We start from the raw sequence: 16582 nt of genomic DNA on the forward strand, positions 1-16582 counted from the left end.
CAGCGCATGCCCGCCGTTTCATCCCGGGGCCGAGGCCGCCGCACGATCAACGAGATCAACATGGTCCCGTTCATCGACGTGATGCTGGTGCTGCTGATCATCTTCATGGTCACGGCGCCGCTCATCACGCCGAGCGTGATCAACCTGCCCTCGGTCGACCGTGCCAACAAGCAGCCCGACAAGCCCATCGAGATCGTCATCAAGAGCGATGACGAAGTGCAGATCAAGAAAGACCCGTCCGCCGGCAGCGGCGGCACGTCCGTTCCCATGACCCAGATCGGCTCCGCGGCCAAGACCGCCCAGGGCGGCGACGACCAGCGCCCCGTGGTCATCAGCGCCGACAAGACCGTCAAGTACGAAACCGTCGTGAAGGCGATGAACCAGCTCAAGCGCAGCGGCATCGAGCGCGTGGGCCTGTCCGTCACCACCACGGGCGGCAAATAAGGCATGTCGCTCGCCCTGGATCGCCCCGAGTTCGCACCACCGCCGCAGCGCGGCACGCCGCGCGCGGTGCTGCTTGCATTGGTCGCGCATGCGCTCCTGATTGCGGCGCTGACGTGGGGAGTGCGCTGGCGCAGCGACGCCGACGAAGGCGCGGTCGACGCGGAGCTGTGGTCTTCCACGGTGCAGCAGGCCGCGCCGCGCCTGTCCGCACCGCAGGCGCCCACGCCCGCTCCCGCACCACCGCCCCCGGCTCCTCCGCCGCCGCCTCCTCCTCCACCCCAGGTGAAGGCTCCCGAGCCCGCCCCGCCGCCGCGCGCGCCGGACATTGCGCTCGAGCGCGAGAAAAAGCTCAAGGAAGAAAAAGAGCAGAAGGAGCGCGAGCTCGAGCGCCAGCAACAGCAGCGCAAGAAAGAGCTCGAAGCCAAGCAGCGCGCCGAAGACGAGGCCGAGCGCAAGAAGGCCCAGCAGCAAAAGCTCGCCGAGCAGCAGAAGAAGCAGCAGGAAGCCGAGGCCAAGCAGGCCGAAGCGAAGAAACAGCAGCAGGAAGCGGCAGCCAAGCAGGCCGCGGCCGACCGCGCCGCAACGCTCAAGCGCATGCAAGGCCTCGCGGGCGCGAGCGGCAGCGACGATTCCAAGGGCACCGCCCTGCGTTCGTCCGGGCCTTCGAGCGGCTATGCAGGGCGCATCGCCGCGGCCGTTCGCCCGAACATCACCTTCCCCGATGCGGAAACGGTCAATGGCAATCCGGCCGCCGAATTCGAAGTCAATCTGGCACCCGACGGAACCATCGTCGGCGTCAAGCTGACCCGATCGAGCGGACTGCCCAGCTGGGACGAAGCCGCCGAACGCGGCCTGCGCAAGACCGACAAGCTGCCGCGCGACACGGACGGGCGCATCTTCCCGTCGCTGATCGTCTCGCTACGGCCCAAGCGCTAAGGTTGAGATTCCGCTGCCTTCGGTGCTCGCGTGCCGAAGGCAGCGAAAGCGCTGGCGCTCTTTACTTGGCCGCCGCGACGCTCAGCCGTTTGACGTCGAGCTCGGCCTTGTTGCCCACGAGGTCCTTGTCGAACTCGCCCGAAATCTCGACACGCACCTTGTCGTCTATCTTCACGCCCGGCGGAAAGTGCTTGGCGTCGATCTCCACCTTCATGCGGCCGGTGTCGTCGGCAAAGGTGTAGTGCTCGCCGCCGTCGTGCGAAACGATGAAGCCGCGCAGCGTGGCGTGCTGGTCGTCCTTGCCGGTGTCGAGCAGTTGCTTGACGGTCATCGTCTGCACGGTGCTCGGGCCTGCGTACTGCGCAAGTGCGGGCGACAAGGGCAGCGCCAGCACGAGTGACACGCCGATGGCCAGCGTGGTTTTCTTCAGGGTCTCGGTCTTGCTATGGGCCATTCGATCTGTCCTCCTTTGAAGGCCTGGTTGAGAAGAACCAGATGGACAGCCGCGGCGCCCGAATGTTCCCTGGGGGAACATCCGGCGCCGCTAACTCACTCGTAGACGACCGAGGCTTTGCCGGCTTCGGCCTGCGCCGTCCAGCTTGCCAGCGCGGCGTCGGTCGGGAAGAACTTGGCGCGCTCGCCAAGCTGCAGTTCGACCTGTGCGCCGCCCCGCGCCATCGAGAGGCGCACCGGCAGCCCCTGCACCAGGTCGCCGTGTTCGCTTTGCTCGGTGCGCGGCGGAAAGTCTTTCACCAGGCGCGCGATGTCCGGCGCCTTGCCGTTGACCGCCACACGCAGGAATTTGCCGAAGCGGCAGCGCGCCGTGGCCAGGTCCCACACCTGCTGCACCTGGAAGCGCGCTTCGAAACCGCCGCGGCCCGGCTGCAGCCGCCCGCTCACGATCACCAGCTCGTCGTCCTTCAGCGTGTTGCGGTTCGCGTTGATCAGCGCCTCGTCGGCGGTCGCGTCGATGGAGTCCGACTTGTCGTCGAGCTTGAAGATCGCCAGGCGACCGCGCTGGCCGTTGATCACGCGGAAGTCGCTCACGATGCCCGCAATCACCTGCTGCTCGCGGGTGTCCATCAGGTCGCCGATCTCGCGCTTGCAGAAGCGCCGCACCTCGTGCGACACCTCGTCGAACAGATGGCCCGAGAGGTAGAAGCCCACAGCCGTTTTCTCGTAGGTGAGCCGCTCCTTCACGCCCCAGGGCGTGGCGTCGACCAGTTCGGGCTCCTGCGTGGCCGAGCCGTGCTCGCTGTCGCCGAAGATGTCGACCTGCGCCGCGTTGGCCTCGGTGGCCACCGCAAATTCGAAGGCGCGGTCGACCGAGGCAATGAGCGAAGCGCGGTTCTGCTGGATGGCGTCGAACGCACCGGCCTTGATGAGCGCCTCGACCGTGCGCTTGTTGATGCGCTGGCGGTCGATGCGCACGCAAAAGTCGAACAGGCTCTTGAACGGGCCGCCCTCTTCGCGCGCCCGAACAATGGCTTCAACCGCCAGCTGGCCCGTGCCCTTGACGGCACCCAGTCCGTAGCGAATCACCTTGTCGGTAACCGGCTCGAAGCGGTAGTTGCCGCGGTTCACGTCCGGCGGCTCGAAGGTAATGCCGAAGTTTTTCTGCGCATCTTCGAACAACACCTTGAGCTTGTCGGTGTCGTCCATTTCCACGGTCATGTTGGCGCAGAAGAACTCGGCCGTGTAATGGACCTTGAGCCAGCCCGTGTGGTACGCCAGCAGCGAATACGCGGCGGCATGCGACTTGTTGAAGCCGTAGCCCGCGAACTTCTCCATCAAGTCGAAGATCTCGTCGGCCTTGTCCTGCGGAATGCCGTGGGTCTTGAGCGCGCCCGCGCGGAATTTTTCGCGGTGCTCGGCCATCTCCTCGAGCTTTTTCTTGCCCATGGCGCGGCGCAGCAGGTCGGCGCCGCCAAGCGAGTAGCCGCCCAGGATCTGCGCGGTCTGCATCACCTGCTCCTGGTAGACCATGATCCCGTAGGTCTCGGAGAGCATCTCGGCCACGGCCGGGTGCGGGTACTCCACCTCTTCGCGGCCGTGCTTGCGCGCCACGAAGCTCGGAATCAGGTCCATCGGGCCCGGCCGGTACAGCGCGTTGAGCGCAATCAGGTCTTCCAAACGCGTGGGCCGTGCGTCCTTCAGCATGCCCTGCATGCCGCGGCTTTCAAACTGGAACACCGCTTCCGTCTTGCCCTCGGAAAACAGCTTGTAGGTCTCGCGGTCGTCCAGCCTGATGTTCTCGTACGCGAAGTTCTCCTGCCCCTTGTGGCGCTTGACGATGAACTCTTTGGCAATCTCGAGAATGGTGAGCGTGGCAAGGCCCAGAAAGTCGAACTTCACGAGGCCGATGGCCTCCACGTCGTCCTTGTCGTACTGGCTCACGGCCGAGTCGCTGCCGGGCTGCTGGTACAGCGGGCAAAAGTCGGTGAGCTTGCCGGGCGCAATCAGCACGCCGCCCGCGTGCATGCCGATGTTGCGGGTCATGCCTTCGAGCTTTTGCGCAAGCTCGACCAGCATGCGCACTTCTTCTTCCTTCTCGATGCGCGCCGCGAGCTGCGGCTCCATCTCGATGGCGTAGTTGTTCTTGTCGCCCTCGACCTTCGGGCTCGGCGGATACTGAATCGTGACCGGCTGGCCCGGCTTGTTCGGAATGAGCTTGCTGATCCCGTCGCAGAACATGTAGCTCATGTCCAGCACGCGGCCCACGTCGCGAATGGCGGCGCGCGCGGCCATCGTTCCGAAGGTGGCAATCTGGCTCACCGCGTCGCGGCCGTACTTGTCCTTGACGTAGTCGATCACGCGGTCGCGGTTGCCCTGGCAGAAGTCGATGTCGAAGTCGGGCATCGAGACGCGCTCGGGGTTCAGGAAACGTTCGAACAGCAGCTTGTATTCGAGCGGATCGAGATCGGTGATCTTCAGCGCATAGGCCACCAGCGAGCCCGCGCCCGAGCCCCGGCCCGGGCCCACCGGGCAGCCGTTGTTCTTGGCCCACTTGATGAAGTCGCCCACGATCAAAAAGTAGCCCGGGAACCCCATGTTCAAGATGGTGTTGATCTCGAACTCCAGCCGCTCCACATAGCGCGGCCGCTCCGCATCTCGCTTGGCGGGGTCTGGATACAGGTGCACCAGCCGCTCCTCGAGCCCCGCGAAGGACTCCTGGCGGAAGAACTCGTCGATCGGCATGCGCACGCCTTCGCTGATGAAGGGTGTCGGAAAATCGGGCAGCTGCGGCTTGCCGAGCACCAGCGTCAGGTTGCAGCGCTTGGCAATCTCGACCGTGTTGGCAAGCGCGCTCGGCACGTCGGCAAAGAGCGCCTCCATCTCGGCGCTCGACTTGAAGTACTGCTCCTCGGTGAACTTGCGCACCCGGCGCGGGTTGCCCAGGATTTCACCTTCCGAGATGCAGACGCGCGCCTCGTGCGCTTCGTAGTCCTGGCGTTCAGCAAACTGCACGGGGTGCGTGGCAACCACGGGCAGGCGCAGCCGCGCGGCGAGTTTCACGGCGGCAATCACATGCGGCTCGTCCTCGGGTCGGCCCGCGCGTTGCAACTCGATGTAGAAGCGGTGCGGGAACATGCCCGCCAACTTCAGCGCCAGTTCGGCGGCGCGTTCTTCCTGCCCTTGCAAGAGCGGTGCGCCCAGCGGGCCGGCTTGCGCGCCCGAAAGCGCAATCAGCCCGCCCTGCAGTTCTTCGAGCCATTCGAGCTTGCAGGCGGCCTGGGACTGGCCCCGGCCCACGTTCTGCGTCCAGGCACGCGCCAGCAACTCGGAAAGGTGCAGGTAGCCTTCCATGTTCTGCACCAGCAGCACGATGCGCGTGAGCACGCCGGGCTCCTTGCCCAACCCCTCGACGAAAATTTCGGCGCCGATGACCGGTTTGACACCCTTGCTGCGCCCCTGCTTGTAGAACTTGATCGCCCCGAACAGGTTGTTCAGGTCGGTAATGGCCAGTGCGGGCTGCTTGTCGGCAGCGGCGGCCTTGACGACTTCATCGATTCGGTTGGTGCCGTCGACGACGGAAAACTCGGTGTGCAGGCGCAGGTGAACAAACATCCTCCCATTGTAGAAACCGGCACTCCACGATGTGGGTTGGCAATCCCCTAAATTGAGCCCCCCGGCTTGCCACTTCGTGTGCTTCGCCACCCCCCGAGGGGGAGGCTCGGTGCCTTGGGGCGGCCCGGCGGCACCTACAATTCCGCCCCGTGCAAGAGATTTTGAATATTGCGGCCTACAAGTTCGTAGCCATCGACGACAGCCCCGTGCTGCGTGAAGACCTGCGCGGGCGCGCCCAGGCGCTGGGCCTCATGGGCACCATCCTGCTGGCCCCGGAGGGCATCAACCTGTTTTTGGCAGGCGCAGCCGACGCCGTCCACAACTTTGTAGCCAGCCTGCGCGCCGATCCGCGCTTTGCAGACCTCGAAACCAAGGAAAGCTGGTCGGCCACGCAGCCCTTCCGCCGCATGCTGGTGAAGCTCAAGCGCGAGATCATCCGCATGGACCATCCCGCCATCCAGCCGGCAGCCGGCCGGGCGCCAGGAGTCGATGCCCTCACGCTCAAGCGCTGGCTCGACCAAGGCCACGACGACGAGGGCCGAGAAATCGCACTGCTCGACACGCGCAACGATTTCGAGGTCGACGAAGGCACCTTCGACGGCGCAATCGACTGGCGCATCACCAAGTTCACCGAATTCCCGCCCGCACTGAAAGCGCACCGCGCCGATTTCGTGGGCAAGACGGTGGTGAGCTTCTGCACAGGCGGTATCCGCTGCGAAAAAGCCGCCATCCTCATGCGCGAGGAAGGCATCGAGAACGTGCTGCAGCTCGAAGGCGGCATCCTGAAATATTTCGAAGAGGTCGGCGGTGCGCACTATCACGGCGACTGCTTCGTGTTCGACGGCCGGCGCGCGCTCGCGCCGGACCTGAGCGCACGCGCGGCCGATGCCAGCGCGCGCGCGGCCGAAGATCCCGACCTGGAACGCAAGAACTGAGCTCCGAGGCGCGGGGCCTTCGTCGCCGCGGGCTCGTCAGACCGGCGTGGTGCCGACGTCCGGCTCGCGCACGCCGAACGGCTTGCCCGGCAGCGGAATGAATTCGGTCTCACCGGGCACATGGCCCATGCGCTGGGCGGCCCAGTCGGAGCCCGCCTCCAGAATGCGCTCGCGCCGGCTGGAGACGAAGTTCCAGGTGATGTAGCGCGGGCCGTCGAGCGGCTCGCCGCCGATCACCATCAAACGCACCGCCGTGTCGGCGCTGAGCACAGCACCTTGGCCGTCCGGCAGGACAACCATCGTATGCGCCGCAATGGTCTCGCCATTGATGCGCGCATCGGCTTCGACGGCGTAGATGGCCAACTCAGGTGCCAGCGCGGGCAGTTCGAAGCGGCCGCCAGCGGGCAGCGCGACGTCGAGGTAGAGCGTCTGCGACAGCGTCTTGACCGGTGAGCGCTTTCCAAAAGCCTCGCCCACCAGCACGCGCACTTGCGCGCCCTGCTCCGCAAGCTCGGGAATGGCGCTGGCCGGCGTGTGCTCGAAGCTCGGCTCGACCTCTTCATGCGCCTGCGGCAAGGCCGCCCAAAGCTGCAGGCCATGGTTCACGTAGGTATCGGCCTTGAGCCGCTCGGGCTTGCGCTCGGAGTGCACGATGCCGCGGCCCGCCGTCATCCAGTTGATGGCGCCGGGCAAAATTTCCTGCACGCTCCCAAGGCTGTCGCGATGCATCATCGCGCCCTCGAAAAGATAGGTGACCGTGGAAAGGCCGATGTGCGGATGCGGCCGCACGTCGTGCTCGGCACCGGGCTGCTCGGTGGCCGGACCGAAGTGGTCGAAGAACACGAACGGCCCGACCGATCGGCGCTGCGCCGCCGGCAGCAGGCGCCGCACCTTGAAGCCACCGCCCAGGTCCTTGTCGTGCGGTTGAAGCAGTTGGGTCTGTGCGGCGGTATCGGTCATTGGGTAGCTCCGTGGTGGACTGGGTTTTTTTACCCGCGCGATCTTGCCACTTCGGCGACGCGTTCTCCAAACGCCCGGGCCGTATCGAAGTCGCCCTTGAACATCTCGGCCGGGCTCGCGTCAGACGGCGACTGCGTGAGCAGGCCGCCATAGCCGCCCACGTAGTTCATCGAATCGCGCGTGGCGGCCTTGTTGTTGGTCGGCAGGATGCCCATGCTCACCCAGAGGCCGCTGTGCTGCATGGCGAGCGTCCACAGGTAGGCCATGGTCGTGACCTTGTCGCCGTTCATGGTGGCGCTGTTGGTGAAGCCCGCAAAGAGCTTGTCTTTCCAGCCCTGCGTGAACCACACCTTCGACGATGCATCGGCAAACTTCTTGAACTGCCAGCTCACGCCGCCCATGTAGGTCGGCGAGCCCATGACGATGGCGTCCGCCGCGGCCAGCGTTTCCCAACCGCCTTCAGGCAGGTTGCCGTCCGCATCAATGGCAAGCAGCTGCGCGCTGGCTCCCTCGGCAACCGCCTGGGCGATGCGCTGGGTGTGGCCGTAGCCGGAATGAAAGACGACAACGATGTTTGGCATGGGTTGATTCTCCTGAAGTGATGGCGATGGTCGTTGATGCGAACGAGCAAGGGCAAAAGCCTGCTTACTTCCTGTCGATGCTGAAACGGCCGGCACCGAAGGCAACAAAGGCGAGCAAACCGCCGGAAATGGCAATGTTCTTGAAGAACATCAGCTGGTTCACGAAGGCCTTGTCCGCAGGCATGCTCCAGTAATTGTGGAACAGCACCGATGCCGCCACGGTAAACACCGCCAGCACCACGGCCGCAAGGCGGGTCTTGAAGCCGACGAGCAGCATCAGGCCAAGGCCCAGTTCCACGACGATTGCGATGACCGCAGCAACCTGCGGCAGCGGCGCGCCGACGGACGAGATGTACCCCACGGTGCCCGCAAAGCCCATGAGCTTGCTGAAGCCCGCGGGCACGAAAAGCAGCGCCAGCAAGATGCGGCCGACCAGCGCCAGGGTGTCCTGCGCGGCGGTGGGATTGTTGGTGGCGGTTGCGTTGATTGCGGTGGTTGTCATGATGAAACTCCTCGGTTGTTGAAAGTTGAAATTGAAAGAATAGAAGCAGGAGCAAAGAGCGCGCCTGCTCAGGCCGCCGGGTCTCAGGCGGCCAGGTCGAACACCAGCACTTCGGCATCCTTGCCGGCGCCGAGCGTCAGTTGCGATTCGCCTTGCAGCATCGCGGCGTCGCCGCCCGACAGCTTCTGGCCGTTGACTTCGAGCTCGCCGCGCACCAGGTGCACATAGCTCTTGCGCTGCGGATCGAGCGCCAGGCTGGCTTCTTCGTCGCCGTCGAGCAGGCCTACAAACAGGCGCGCATCGGCGTGCACCGTCACCGAGCCATCGGCACCGTCGGGCGAGGCCACCAGGCGCAGCTTGCCGCGCTTTTCGTCATTGCTGAATTTCTTCTGCTCGTAGCCGGGCGCAATGCCGCGCACGTTCGGTTCGATCCAGATCTGCAGGAAGTGCGTGGTCTCGTCGGCCTTGTGGTTGAACTCGCTGTGCATCACGCCGCGGCCCGCGCTCATGCGCTGCACGTCGCCCGGTGGAATGGATTCCACGTTGCCCATGCTGTCCTTGTGCGCCAGTTCGCCCGAAAGCACATAGCTGATGATTTCCATGTCCTTGTGGCCATGGGTGCCGAAGCCGGCGCCGGCGGCCACGCGGTCTTCGTTGATCACCCGCAGGTTGCCGAAGCCCATGTGGGCCGGGTCGTAGTAGCCGGCAAAAGAAAAGCTGTGGAACGAGCGCAGCCAGCCATGGTCGGCATAACCGCGTTCCTGTGATTTACGGACTTGCAACATCGTCAAACTCCTTCGGCCCTGCTCCGTGGAGATGCCCGGGCCTTCTTTCGTATGCCGCGCCGGATGCGCAGCGGATGTGAAGAACTTTAGGTCCGCACCCCTCCCTCAAAAGCGCCGGCTTTTGATGGCATCATTCAAATTATTTGATCAATCAACCGAGCATCCAATGGACCCGAAATGCCCAGCGCCAGAGACGTACTGACCCCCGACGCGCTTTCCATGCTCCAGACCGTGGCCAGCACGGGCAGCTTTGCGGGCGCGGCGCGCGCGCTCAACCTGGTGCCCAGCGCGCTGAGCTACCGCGTGCGCCAGATCGAAGACGCGCTCGACGTTCTGCTGTTCGACCGCAGCGCGCGCCAAGCCCGCATTACCGAAGCGGGCGCCGAACTGCTGCGCGAGGCGGCGCGGCTGCTGGGCGAGATCGATGCCGTGGCCAACCGCGTGAAGCGCGTTGCCACCGGCTGGGAGCCGATGCTCACCATCGCGGTCGACAGCGTGATTGCACGCGATCCGCTGCTCGACCTGGCCACGGCCTTCTTCGCGCTGAACCCACCCACCCGGCTCAAGCTGCGCGATGAAACGCTGCTCGGCACCATCGAAGCGTTGACCAGCGGCGAGGCCGACCTCGCCATCGGCGCCGTGCTCGACGCGGCAAGCCTGGCCTTCACCGCCACCGGCATCCGCAGCCGGCCGATCGGCGAGCTGTGCTTTGTGTATGCCGTGGCGCCGCACCATCCGCTCGCGCGCCTGCCCGAGCCGTTGACCGACGCGGTGCTGCGCCAGCACCGTGCAGTGGCCGCCGCCGACTCGGTGCGCAGCGGGCCCAGCATGACGGTCAACCTCGTCGGCGGACAAGACGTGCTCACGGTGCCGAGCATGCATGCCAAGCTGAACGCGCAACTGCACGGCCTTGGCGGCGGCTTTCTGCCCGAGCCCATGGCGCGTCCCTACATCGAAGCCGGACACCTCGTCGAGCGAAAAACCGAACGCCAGCCGCCGCTCGCGACCATGCATTGCGCCTGGCGCGTGCGCAGCGCGGGCGGGCCGGGGCGCGCGCTCGAATGGTGGCTAGCGCAGTTCGACCACGAGGCCACGCGGCGCGCGCTGCTCGAGCGGCACCGCGGCCGCTAAGGCCGCCTGGTCGGAGGCCCCGCTCCCAGACCGTTGTAGAGTGCGACCACATCCATCGTTTCCCGTACACAAGAAAAGAGTCCCTCATGACCACTCGCGCAACTGCCAAGAAGGCAAAGGCCACCGACCGCCACCGAACCCCCGCCGCCTCGCGCCACTACGCCGTCGTGGGCGCCGGCATTGCCGGCGTGGCCTGCGCACGCACACTGGTGCAGGCCGGCCACAAGGTCACTGTCTTCGAACGCGAGGCCGCGCCCGGCGGGCGCATGGCGAGCATCGACACCGCCTTCGGCCGCTTCGACAGCGGCGCCCAATATTTCACCGTGCGCGATGCCCGCTTTGCGCTGGCGCTCGAAGCGACGCCCAGCCTTTGCCGCCCATGGAGCGCCAACCTCGTGCGCGTGCTCGATGCGCACGGCCGCGTGGCCGAAGCAGCATTGCCGGGTCGCGAATCGCACTGGGTCGCCCAGCCCGGCATGGATGCCCTGGTGGCCTACTGGGCCGCGCCGCTGGGCGGCAACCTCGTGACCGGCACGCAGGTCACGCAGATCGAACCCGACGCGCTCGACCCGAAGCGCTGGCAACTGCGCACCGCGGGTGCGGACGATTCGCAGCATGTGTACTCGGGCTTCGACGCCGTGCTGCTCGCCGTGCCGCCCTCGCGCGCGCGTGCGCTCATGGGCGACGGCAAGCTCTCGGCCAGCATCAGCCAGAAGATCGAGCCCGTGCGCATCGCGCCCTGCTGGACGCTGATGATTGCCTTTCCGCAGGCCAACCAGGCCAACATGTCGCACCTCGGCCCGCAATGGAATGCGGCGCGCAGCACGCACCACCGCGTGGCGTGGCTCGCGCGCGAGTCGTCCAAGCCCGGACGCGAACGCGTCGAGCGCTGGACGCTGCAAGCCAGCGCCGCCTGGTCGCAAGAACACCTGCGCGACGATGCCGCGCGCGTCGAAGCCAAGCTGCTGCGCGCTTTCTCCGAGATCACCGGCATCCATGCCGCGCCCACGCACGCCCAGGCACGGTGCTGGACCGAAGCCCAGACGCAAGTCCCCGTGGGCAAGAGCCACCTGTGGGACGCCAAGGCCCGCATCGGCGTGGCGGGCGACTGGTGCACCGGCCACCGGGTGGAAGACGCGTTCCTCTCGGGCCTCTCGCTGGCGCTTGCAGTGATCTGATCCGAGGATGCGTGAGACCGGCCGTTTCGCGCCCTCGCCCACCGGCCCGCTGCACGCCGGCTCGCTGGTTGCCGCGCTTGCGAGCTGGCTCGACGTGCGCGCCGGCGGCCCGCAGGCACGGTGGCTGATCCGCATCGAAGACGCGGACACCGAGCGTTGCCTGCCCGGCATGGGCGAACACATCCTCCGGCAACTGGCCGACTGCGCCCTGCTGCCGGACGAAGCGCCCGTCTGGCAGACACAGCGCACCGCGCACTACGAAGCGGCGCTTGCGAAGCTGCAGGCCCTCGGCCTCGCCTATCCCTGCGGCTGTTCGCGCAAGGACATCGACGAGGCGCTGGTCCGGCTCGGCCGGCCGCACACGCGACATGGAGAGCGGGTCTATCCCGGTACTTGCCGCAATGGCCTGCATGGCAAGCCCGCGCGGGCGTGGCGCTTTGCCACTGAAAAATTCGAAGCCCAACAACCGGCGCTTCCGTCAGGCGAGCTCTGCTGGACCGACCGCCGCCTTGGCCGCCAGTGCCAGCACGTCAGCCGCGCGGTCGGCGATTTCGTGCTGCGCCGCGCCGACGGCCCGTGGGCCTATCAACTCGCAGTGATCGTCGACGACGCGGAGCAAGGCGTGACCGACGTCGTGCGCGGCGAAGACCTGGCAGACAACACCGCGCGCCAAGTCTTGCTGCAACGCGCGCTCGGCGTGCCGACGCCCAGCTACCTGCATACGCCACTGGTGCGCGGCGCCGATGGCGACAAGCTCTCCAAGCAGAACGGCGCCACCCCCATCGACACCGCCACGCCCGCGGCCGCGTTGGCCTCGCTCGAGGCCGCCGCGCGTGTGCTCGGCCTGGGCGCAGCGCAAGGCGGCTCATGCGCCGCGGCACTGGCCGGTTGGGTGCCCGAATGGAGCGGTCTCTACAATTCCCGCCCGTAATGACCTTTCCCGACACCGTGCCCAACGATTCCCCGCCGAGCGACGACGCGGCCGACCAACCGCATCCGCTGCACCGCCGCCTCAAGAGCTTCGTGAAGCGCGCCGGCCGCACCACCGAAGGCCAGGCCCGCGCCTTTGCCGAACTGGGCCCGCTCTTCCTCTTGCCCTACAAGCCCGAACCGCTCGACCTGACGGCGGCCTTCGGCGGCCGCGCCGCGCCTACAGTGCTCGAAATCGGCTTCGGCATGGGCGAAGCCACCGCGCACATTGCCACGGTGATGCCCGAGACCAACTTTCTTTGCTGCGAAGTGCATGAGCCCGGCGTGGGCGCACTGCTCAAGCGCATCGGCGAGCAGTCGATCAGCAACATCCGCATTTGCGCGCACGACGCGGTCGACGTGCTCGACCACATGCTGCAGCCCGATTCACTGGCCGGCGTGCATGTGTTCTTTCCCGACCCGTGGCACAAGAAGCGCCACAACAAGCGCCGGCTGATCCAGCCCGAGTTCGTGAAGAAACTTGCCGAGCACCTGCGCCCGGGCGGCTACATCCATTGCGCCACGGACTGGCAGCCTTACGCCGAGCAGATGCTCGAAGTGCTCTCGGCGGAACCTCTGCTGCGCAACACGGCCGACGCCTATGCGCCCAAGCCGGAGTACAGGCCGCTAACCAAGTTCGAGAACCGCGGCCTCAAGCTGGGCCACGGCGTATGGGACCTGGTCTTCCGGCGCGCCTGAGGCGTTGCCGGCGGACCCAGGTCTCAGGCGGCACTTTCTCCGATTGCCGCGGCTGACAGGAACCGCGGCAGCACCGCCTGCACACGATCGAACGCGTCGGTGACCGCGCGGGACACTGCAACCGTCCTCTCCTCGTCGCTGAGCGCAAGCGACTCGCCATAGGCTTTCTGAATGGCTGCATCCATGTGCGCCTTCGGAGCAGTCGCCTTGACGGCCAGCAGCTGGTCCCAAGGACTGGCAATCGGCAGGTGGCCGATCGCGGACTTGCCTTCTATCTGCTCCAGATCGAGAGCGGCAGCTTCAAACATCGAATCCGGCCCCCGAAGCGAATAAATTCTTCGATCGTGCCCCTGAAGACACGGAAGCCGCTCTACCGACGGACTCCATCCCAGGCGCACATTGAAGCAGCGCTCCACGCCCTGTCCCGGCTGCCATTCGAGCCAGACCACCAGGCCGGGTCGCACTGCGTTTCGGTACAACATCGTGCCGACGAAGATTCCACGATCCGGGTGCTCCTTCGGCACCGTGACGCTGCTGAACGAAGGAAGATGCCCGCGCATGCCGGCCTTCACTTGCGCAACCCAGATTGATTTGTAGGCTTTGTCCACGGCAGGGGAAACGTAATGCGTCTGATGAACGGAAAAGGGAATGAACCCCTGGAGCTGGAGTATCGCAAGCAGATCGCCCAGGTGAATGCCGGCTTCACCGCGGGTCAGCTCCCTTCCCGGCAGGCACCGAAATTGCTACACTTTTTTACTAGTTTTGACAAAGGGTGGCAAATGAACAGCTCTCGCAGGCAAGTACTGAAGACGTCCGGCGCACTGCTGCTGGGCGGCGGCCTTTCTCTCCCCGCGCTCTCGCAATCCACCAAGGCGGCCGCCGGCGCGCGTGTCGTGCTGCTGGGCCAGTCGGTGCCGCTGACGGGCGCGGCCGGCGAGATCGGCCTGGCCTTTGCGGCCGGCAGCCGGCTGGCCGTGGGCGAGTTCAACGAGCGCAACGCGGCCAGCGGGCTCCAGCTCAAGCTGCTGCAACTCGACGACGGCTACGACGCCACCCGTGCCGCAGCCAACGCCCGCACGCTGCTGGGCGCGGACAAGGCCGACATGCTGTTCGGCTTTGTGGGCACCGCGAGCAGCGATGCCGGCGCCAGTGTTGCCGCGCAGCAGGGCAACCTGCTGTTCGCGCCCTTTGCCGCAGCCGATTCGCTGCGCGAGGCGAGCCATCCCAATGTGTTTCATGTGCGCCCCGGCATGATCGACGAAGCCCTGAAGATCGTGCGCCAGTGCGCCACCGTGGGGCAGACGCGCATCGCGCTGGTGGGCGACGACGACGCCATGGGCCGCGCGGGCCTGGCCGCCGTGCAGCAGGCCGTCACCGAGCTCAAGGTGCCGCCGCTGGTGGCCACGGCCATGGTTCCCATGGGTGGCGACAAGCTCGACGCAGCGCTCAAGACCGTGCTGCAGCAGACGCCACAGGCCATCGTGCTGGTGTCGCTCTCTGGCACCACGGCCAACGCCATCCGCAAGCTGCGCAAGAGCGGCTACACGGGCAGCTTCATGGCCTTCTCGATCGTGGGCATCGACCCGCTCTACGCCGAACTCGGCAAGGACATCGGCGGCATCGTCATCTCGCAGGTGGTGCCGTCGCCCCGGCCTTCGGCCATTCCCATCGTCAAGGAATACCGCGCCGCCGTCGACAACTCCGACCAGACGCCTTCGTACGAAGGCCTGGAAGGGTTCATTGCCGCCAAGGTGGTGGGCGAAGCGGTGCGGCGCGCGGGCCGCAGCTTTACCACTGCCAGCCTGCAGCGCGTGATGACGGCCATGACCGACTACGACGTGGGCGGCTTCCGCATCAATCTGCGGCCCGGCCTGCGCGATCCCTCGCGAAACATCGACCTGATCAGCATCTCGGCGGACGGCCGCGTCTTGCGCTGAATACGCCTGAACACGCGCTGAATGCGCCGGGCTAGCCGCTGCGCACCAGCGCCTGCAGCGCATCGACCGAAAGAAGCTCGATGCGCCCGTAGCTCAGCGAAATCACCTCGTCGCGCGCCAGCGCGTTGAGCTCCTTCGAGAGCGTCTGGCGCGTGACGCCGAGCATCATGGCCAGCGCTTCCTGCGGCAGCATCAGCGTGCGGCGCAATTGCACCGATTGCGTGGCATCGCCGCGCGCCAGCACCAGCAGGCGGTGCGCCACGCGTGCGCGCAGGCTGCGCAGCGTGGCATCTTCGGTCAGCCCGTAGAGCATGCGCACCCTTGCGGCCAGCATCATGGCAATGGCGTTGGCAAAGACAACGTCGCGCATCTGCTGGGCGAAAGCCTCGGGCGGCACCACCAGCAGATCGAGCGGCTCCAGCGCAGTGGCATCGTGCGTGCGCGGCGAGCCGTCGAGCAGCGTGATCTCGCCAAACCAGTTGCCGGCCTCGAGCACCGCAAGGATGGCCTCGCGCCCGTCCTGCCGCAGCGACGATATCTTGATGGTGCCGGCCACCAGGCCATAGAAGCCGCCGCCTGCCGCATGCACCGGATCGCCCTGGCGAAACACCATGGCACCGCGCCGCAAATGAATGAGTTCGGCCGCGCCAAGCAGGGCCTCGCGCTGCGGCCGCGGAATGCTCGTGAACCACGGATTGCGCTCCATCGCAGCCAGGTGCGAAGCGGAAAGGCGCGGCTTGGGAGCAGGCATCGGGGGTTTTCCAGACCCCTGCATTGTCAAATCCTTGACAGTTGCACGTCAAGCACGGGTCTACAGTGGCCGGCACCCCACAAGAATGGAGACCACAAGATGAGCGAACGGGCGAGTTTCACCAGCATGCAGCAGAGCACGCGCGAAGACTGGCAACTGATCGGCGGCGAGTTCAGGCAATTTGCAGGCGGCCTGCCCGCGCGCGTGATCAGGCACTTGCAGATCCTCGAAGGCGACTACGGCGGCTTTCCGGTCGACCGCTACACCCATTCGCTGCAAACCGCGACCCGCGCGCTGCGCGACGGCCGCGACGAGGAATACGTGGTGTGCGCGCTGCTGCACGACATCGGCGACACGCTCGGCAGCTTCAACCACCCCGACATTGCAGCCGCAATCCTCAAGCCCTTCGTGAGCGAGGCCAACCACTGGATGGTGCAGCACCACGGCATCTTCCAGGGCCACTACTTCTTTCACCACATCGGCCTGGACCGCGACATGCGCGACAACTTCAGGAACCACCCGCACTACGAGCGCACGGCCGAGTTCTGCGCGCTGTACGACAACCCGGCCTTCGACCCCAAGGCCGAGACGCTGCCCATCAGCGAATTCGAACCCATGCTGCAGCGCCTGATGGCGCAACCCAAGCAGAGCATCTACAAGGCCGCAATGAAAGAGCCGGCCGCCGCCTGACACCCGACAAAGGAAC

17 protein-coding genes are annotated in these 16582 nt (G+C 66.1%); 9 read left to right on the forward strand and 8 right to left on the reverse strand.

The genetic code is table 11. The annotated features are described in order from the left end of the window. The first annotated feature begins 6 nt into the window (after positions 1 to 6). Positions 7 to 444, forward strand: coding sequence for an ExbD/TolR family protein (locus tag V9L20_RS24225; protein WP_337298533.1), 438 nt, complete (start codon positions 7 to 9; stop codon positions 442 to 444). A 3-nt stretch (positions 445 to 447) separates the two neighbouring features. After that, a complete protein-coding gene (locus tag V9L20_RS24230) occupies positions 448 to 1380 on the forward strand; it encodes a cell envelope integrity protein TolA (RefSeq protein ID WP_337298534.1) in 933 nt (310 codons plus the stop codon). A 61-nt stretch (positions 1381 to 1441) separates the two neighbouring features. On the opposite strand, the gene V9L20_RS24235 is transcribed toward V9L20_RS24230, so the two are convergent. Further along, entirely contained in the window at positions 1442 to 1834 is a 393-nt protein-coding gene (locus tag V9L20_RS24235) for a YgiW/YdeI family stress tolerance OB fold protein (protein ID WP_337298535.1), read from the reverse strand. 95 nt (positions 1835 to 1929) lie between these two features. Beyond that, positions 1930 to 5448: a DNA polymerase III subunit alpha gene (dnaE, locus tag V9L20_RS24240; protein WP_337298536.1), complete on the reverse strand. Its 3519-nt coding sequence runs from the start codon at positions 5446 to 5448 to the stop codon at positions 1930 to 1932. Between the two features lie 149 nt (positions 5449 to 5597). On the opposite strand from dnaE, the gene V9L20_RS24245 reads away from it, so the two are divergent. Then, positions 5598 to 6383 (forward strand): sulfurtransferase, encoded by a 786-nt coding sequence (locus V9L20_RS24245; RefSeq protein ID WP_337298537.1) that lies wholly within the window; start codon positions 5598 to 5600, stop codon positions 6381 to 6383. Positions 6384 to 6419: 36 nt separating this feature from the next. Here the strand turns inward: V9L20_RS24245 and V9L20_RS24250 are convergent, their stop codons facing one another. The 4 genes from V9L20_RS24250 to V9L20_RS24265 form a co-directional block, all read right to left on the reverse strand. Beyond that, positions 6420 to 7343 (reverse strand): pirin family protein, encoded by a 924-nt coding sequence (locus V9L20_RS24250; protein WP_337298538.1) that lies wholly within the window; start codon positions 7341 to 7343, stop codon positions 6420 to 6422. Positions 7344 to 7372: 29 nt separating this feature from the next. Next, a complete protein-coding gene (locus tag V9L20_RS24255; protein ID WP_337298539.1) occupies positions 7373 to 7924 on the reverse strand; it encodes a flavodoxin family protein in 552 nt (183 codons plus the stop codon). A gap of 64 nt (positions 7925 to 7988) precedes the next feature. Continuing rightward, on the reverse strand, positions 7989 to 8426 hold the full coding sequence (locus tag V9L20_RS24260; RefSeq protein WP_337298540.1) for a DoxX family protein: 438 nt from the start codon (positions 8424 to 8426) through the stop codon (positions 7989 to 7991). A gap of 83 nt (positions 8427 to 8509) precedes the next feature. Continuing rightward, complete coding sequence (locus V9L20_RS24265; protein WP_337298541.1) at positions 8510 to 9211, reverse strand: pirin family protein; 702 nt, start codon at positions 9209 to 9211, stop codon at positions 8510 to 8512. Between the two features lie 177 nt (positions 9212 to 9388). Between V9L20_RS24265 and V9L20_RS24270 the strand changes: the two genes are divergently transcribed. The 4 genes from V9L20_RS24270 to trmB all read left to right on the forward strand — a co-directional run bounded on the left by V9L20_RS24270 (position 9389) and on the right by trmB (position 13188). Beyond that, a complete protein-coding gene (locus V9L20_RS24270) occupies positions 9389 to 10342 on the forward strand; it encodes a LysR family transcriptional regulator (RefSeq protein ID WP_337298542.1) in 954 nt (317 codons plus the stop codon). Between the two features lie 86 nt (positions 10343 to 10428). Beyond that, positions 10429 to 11520, forward strand: coding sequence for an NAD(P)/FAD-dependent oxidoreductase (locus V9L20_RS24275; protein ID WP_337298543.1), 1092 nt, complete (start codon positions 10429 to 10431; stop codon positions 11518 to 11520). 7 nt (positions 11521 to 11527) lie between these two features. Next, the gene (gene gluQRS / locus V9L20_RS24280; protein WP_337298544.1) at positions 11528 to 12451 is read left to right on the forward strand and encodes a tRNA glutamyl-Q(34) synthetase GluQRS; all 924 of its coding nucleotides are present in this window, start codon (positions 11528 to 11530) and stop codon (positions 12449 to 12451) included. Beyond that, positions 12451 to 13188 (forward strand): tRNA (guanosine(46)-N7)-methyltransferase TrmB, encoded by a 738-nt coding sequence (gene trmB, locus V9L20_RS24285; protein WP_258507045.1) that lies wholly within the window; start codon positions 12451 to 12453, stop codon positions 13186 to 13188. Before gluQRS ends, trmB begins: the two co-directional genes overlap by 1 nt. Positions 13189 to 13211: 23 nt before the next feature. Here the strand turns inward: trmB and V9L20_RS24290 are convergent, their stop codons facing one another. Continuing rightward, positions 13212 to 13796 carry a hypothetical protein gene (locus V9L20_RS24290; protein WP_337298545.1) on the reverse strand — a complete coding sequence of 195 codons (585 nt, stop codon included), beginning with the start codon at positions 13794 to 13796 and terminating at the stop codon, positions 13212 to 13214. 171 nt (positions 13797 to 13967) lie between these two features. Here V9L20_RS24290 and V9L20_RS24295 point away from each other — a divergent pair, with 171 nt between their 5' ends. Further along, a complete protein-coding gene (locus V9L20_RS24295) occupies positions 13968 to 15125 on the forward strand; it encodes an ABC transporter substrate-binding protein (RefSeq protein WP_337298546.1) in 1158 nt (385 codons plus the stop codon). Positions 15126 to 15156: 31 nt separating this feature from the next. Here the strand turns inward: V9L20_RS24295 and V9L20_RS24300 are convergent, their stop codons facing one another. Continuing rightward, positions 15157 to 15876 carry a Crp/Fnr family transcriptional regulator gene (locus V9L20_RS24300; RefSeq protein WP_258507067.1) on the reverse strand — a complete coding sequence of 240 codons (720 nt, stop codon included), beginning with the start codon at positions 15874 to 15876 and terminating at the stop codon, positions 15157 to 15159. Positions 15877 to 15975: 99 nt separating this feature from the next. Between V9L20_RS24300 and V9L20_RS24305 the strand changes: the two genes are divergently transcribed. Next, on the forward strand, positions 15976 to 16566 hold the full coding sequence (locus tag V9L20_RS24305; RefSeq protein WP_337298547.1) for an HD domain-containing protein: 591 nt from the start codon (positions 15976 to 15978) through the stop codon (positions 16564 to 16566). Positions 16567 to 16582 lie beyond the last annotated feature (16 nt).

It is taken from the genome of Variovorax sp. CCNWLW225 (assembly GCF_037204045.1).
Classification (GTDB): Bacteria; Pseudomonadota; Gammaproteobacteria; order Burkholderiales; family Burkholderiaceae_C; genus Variovorax.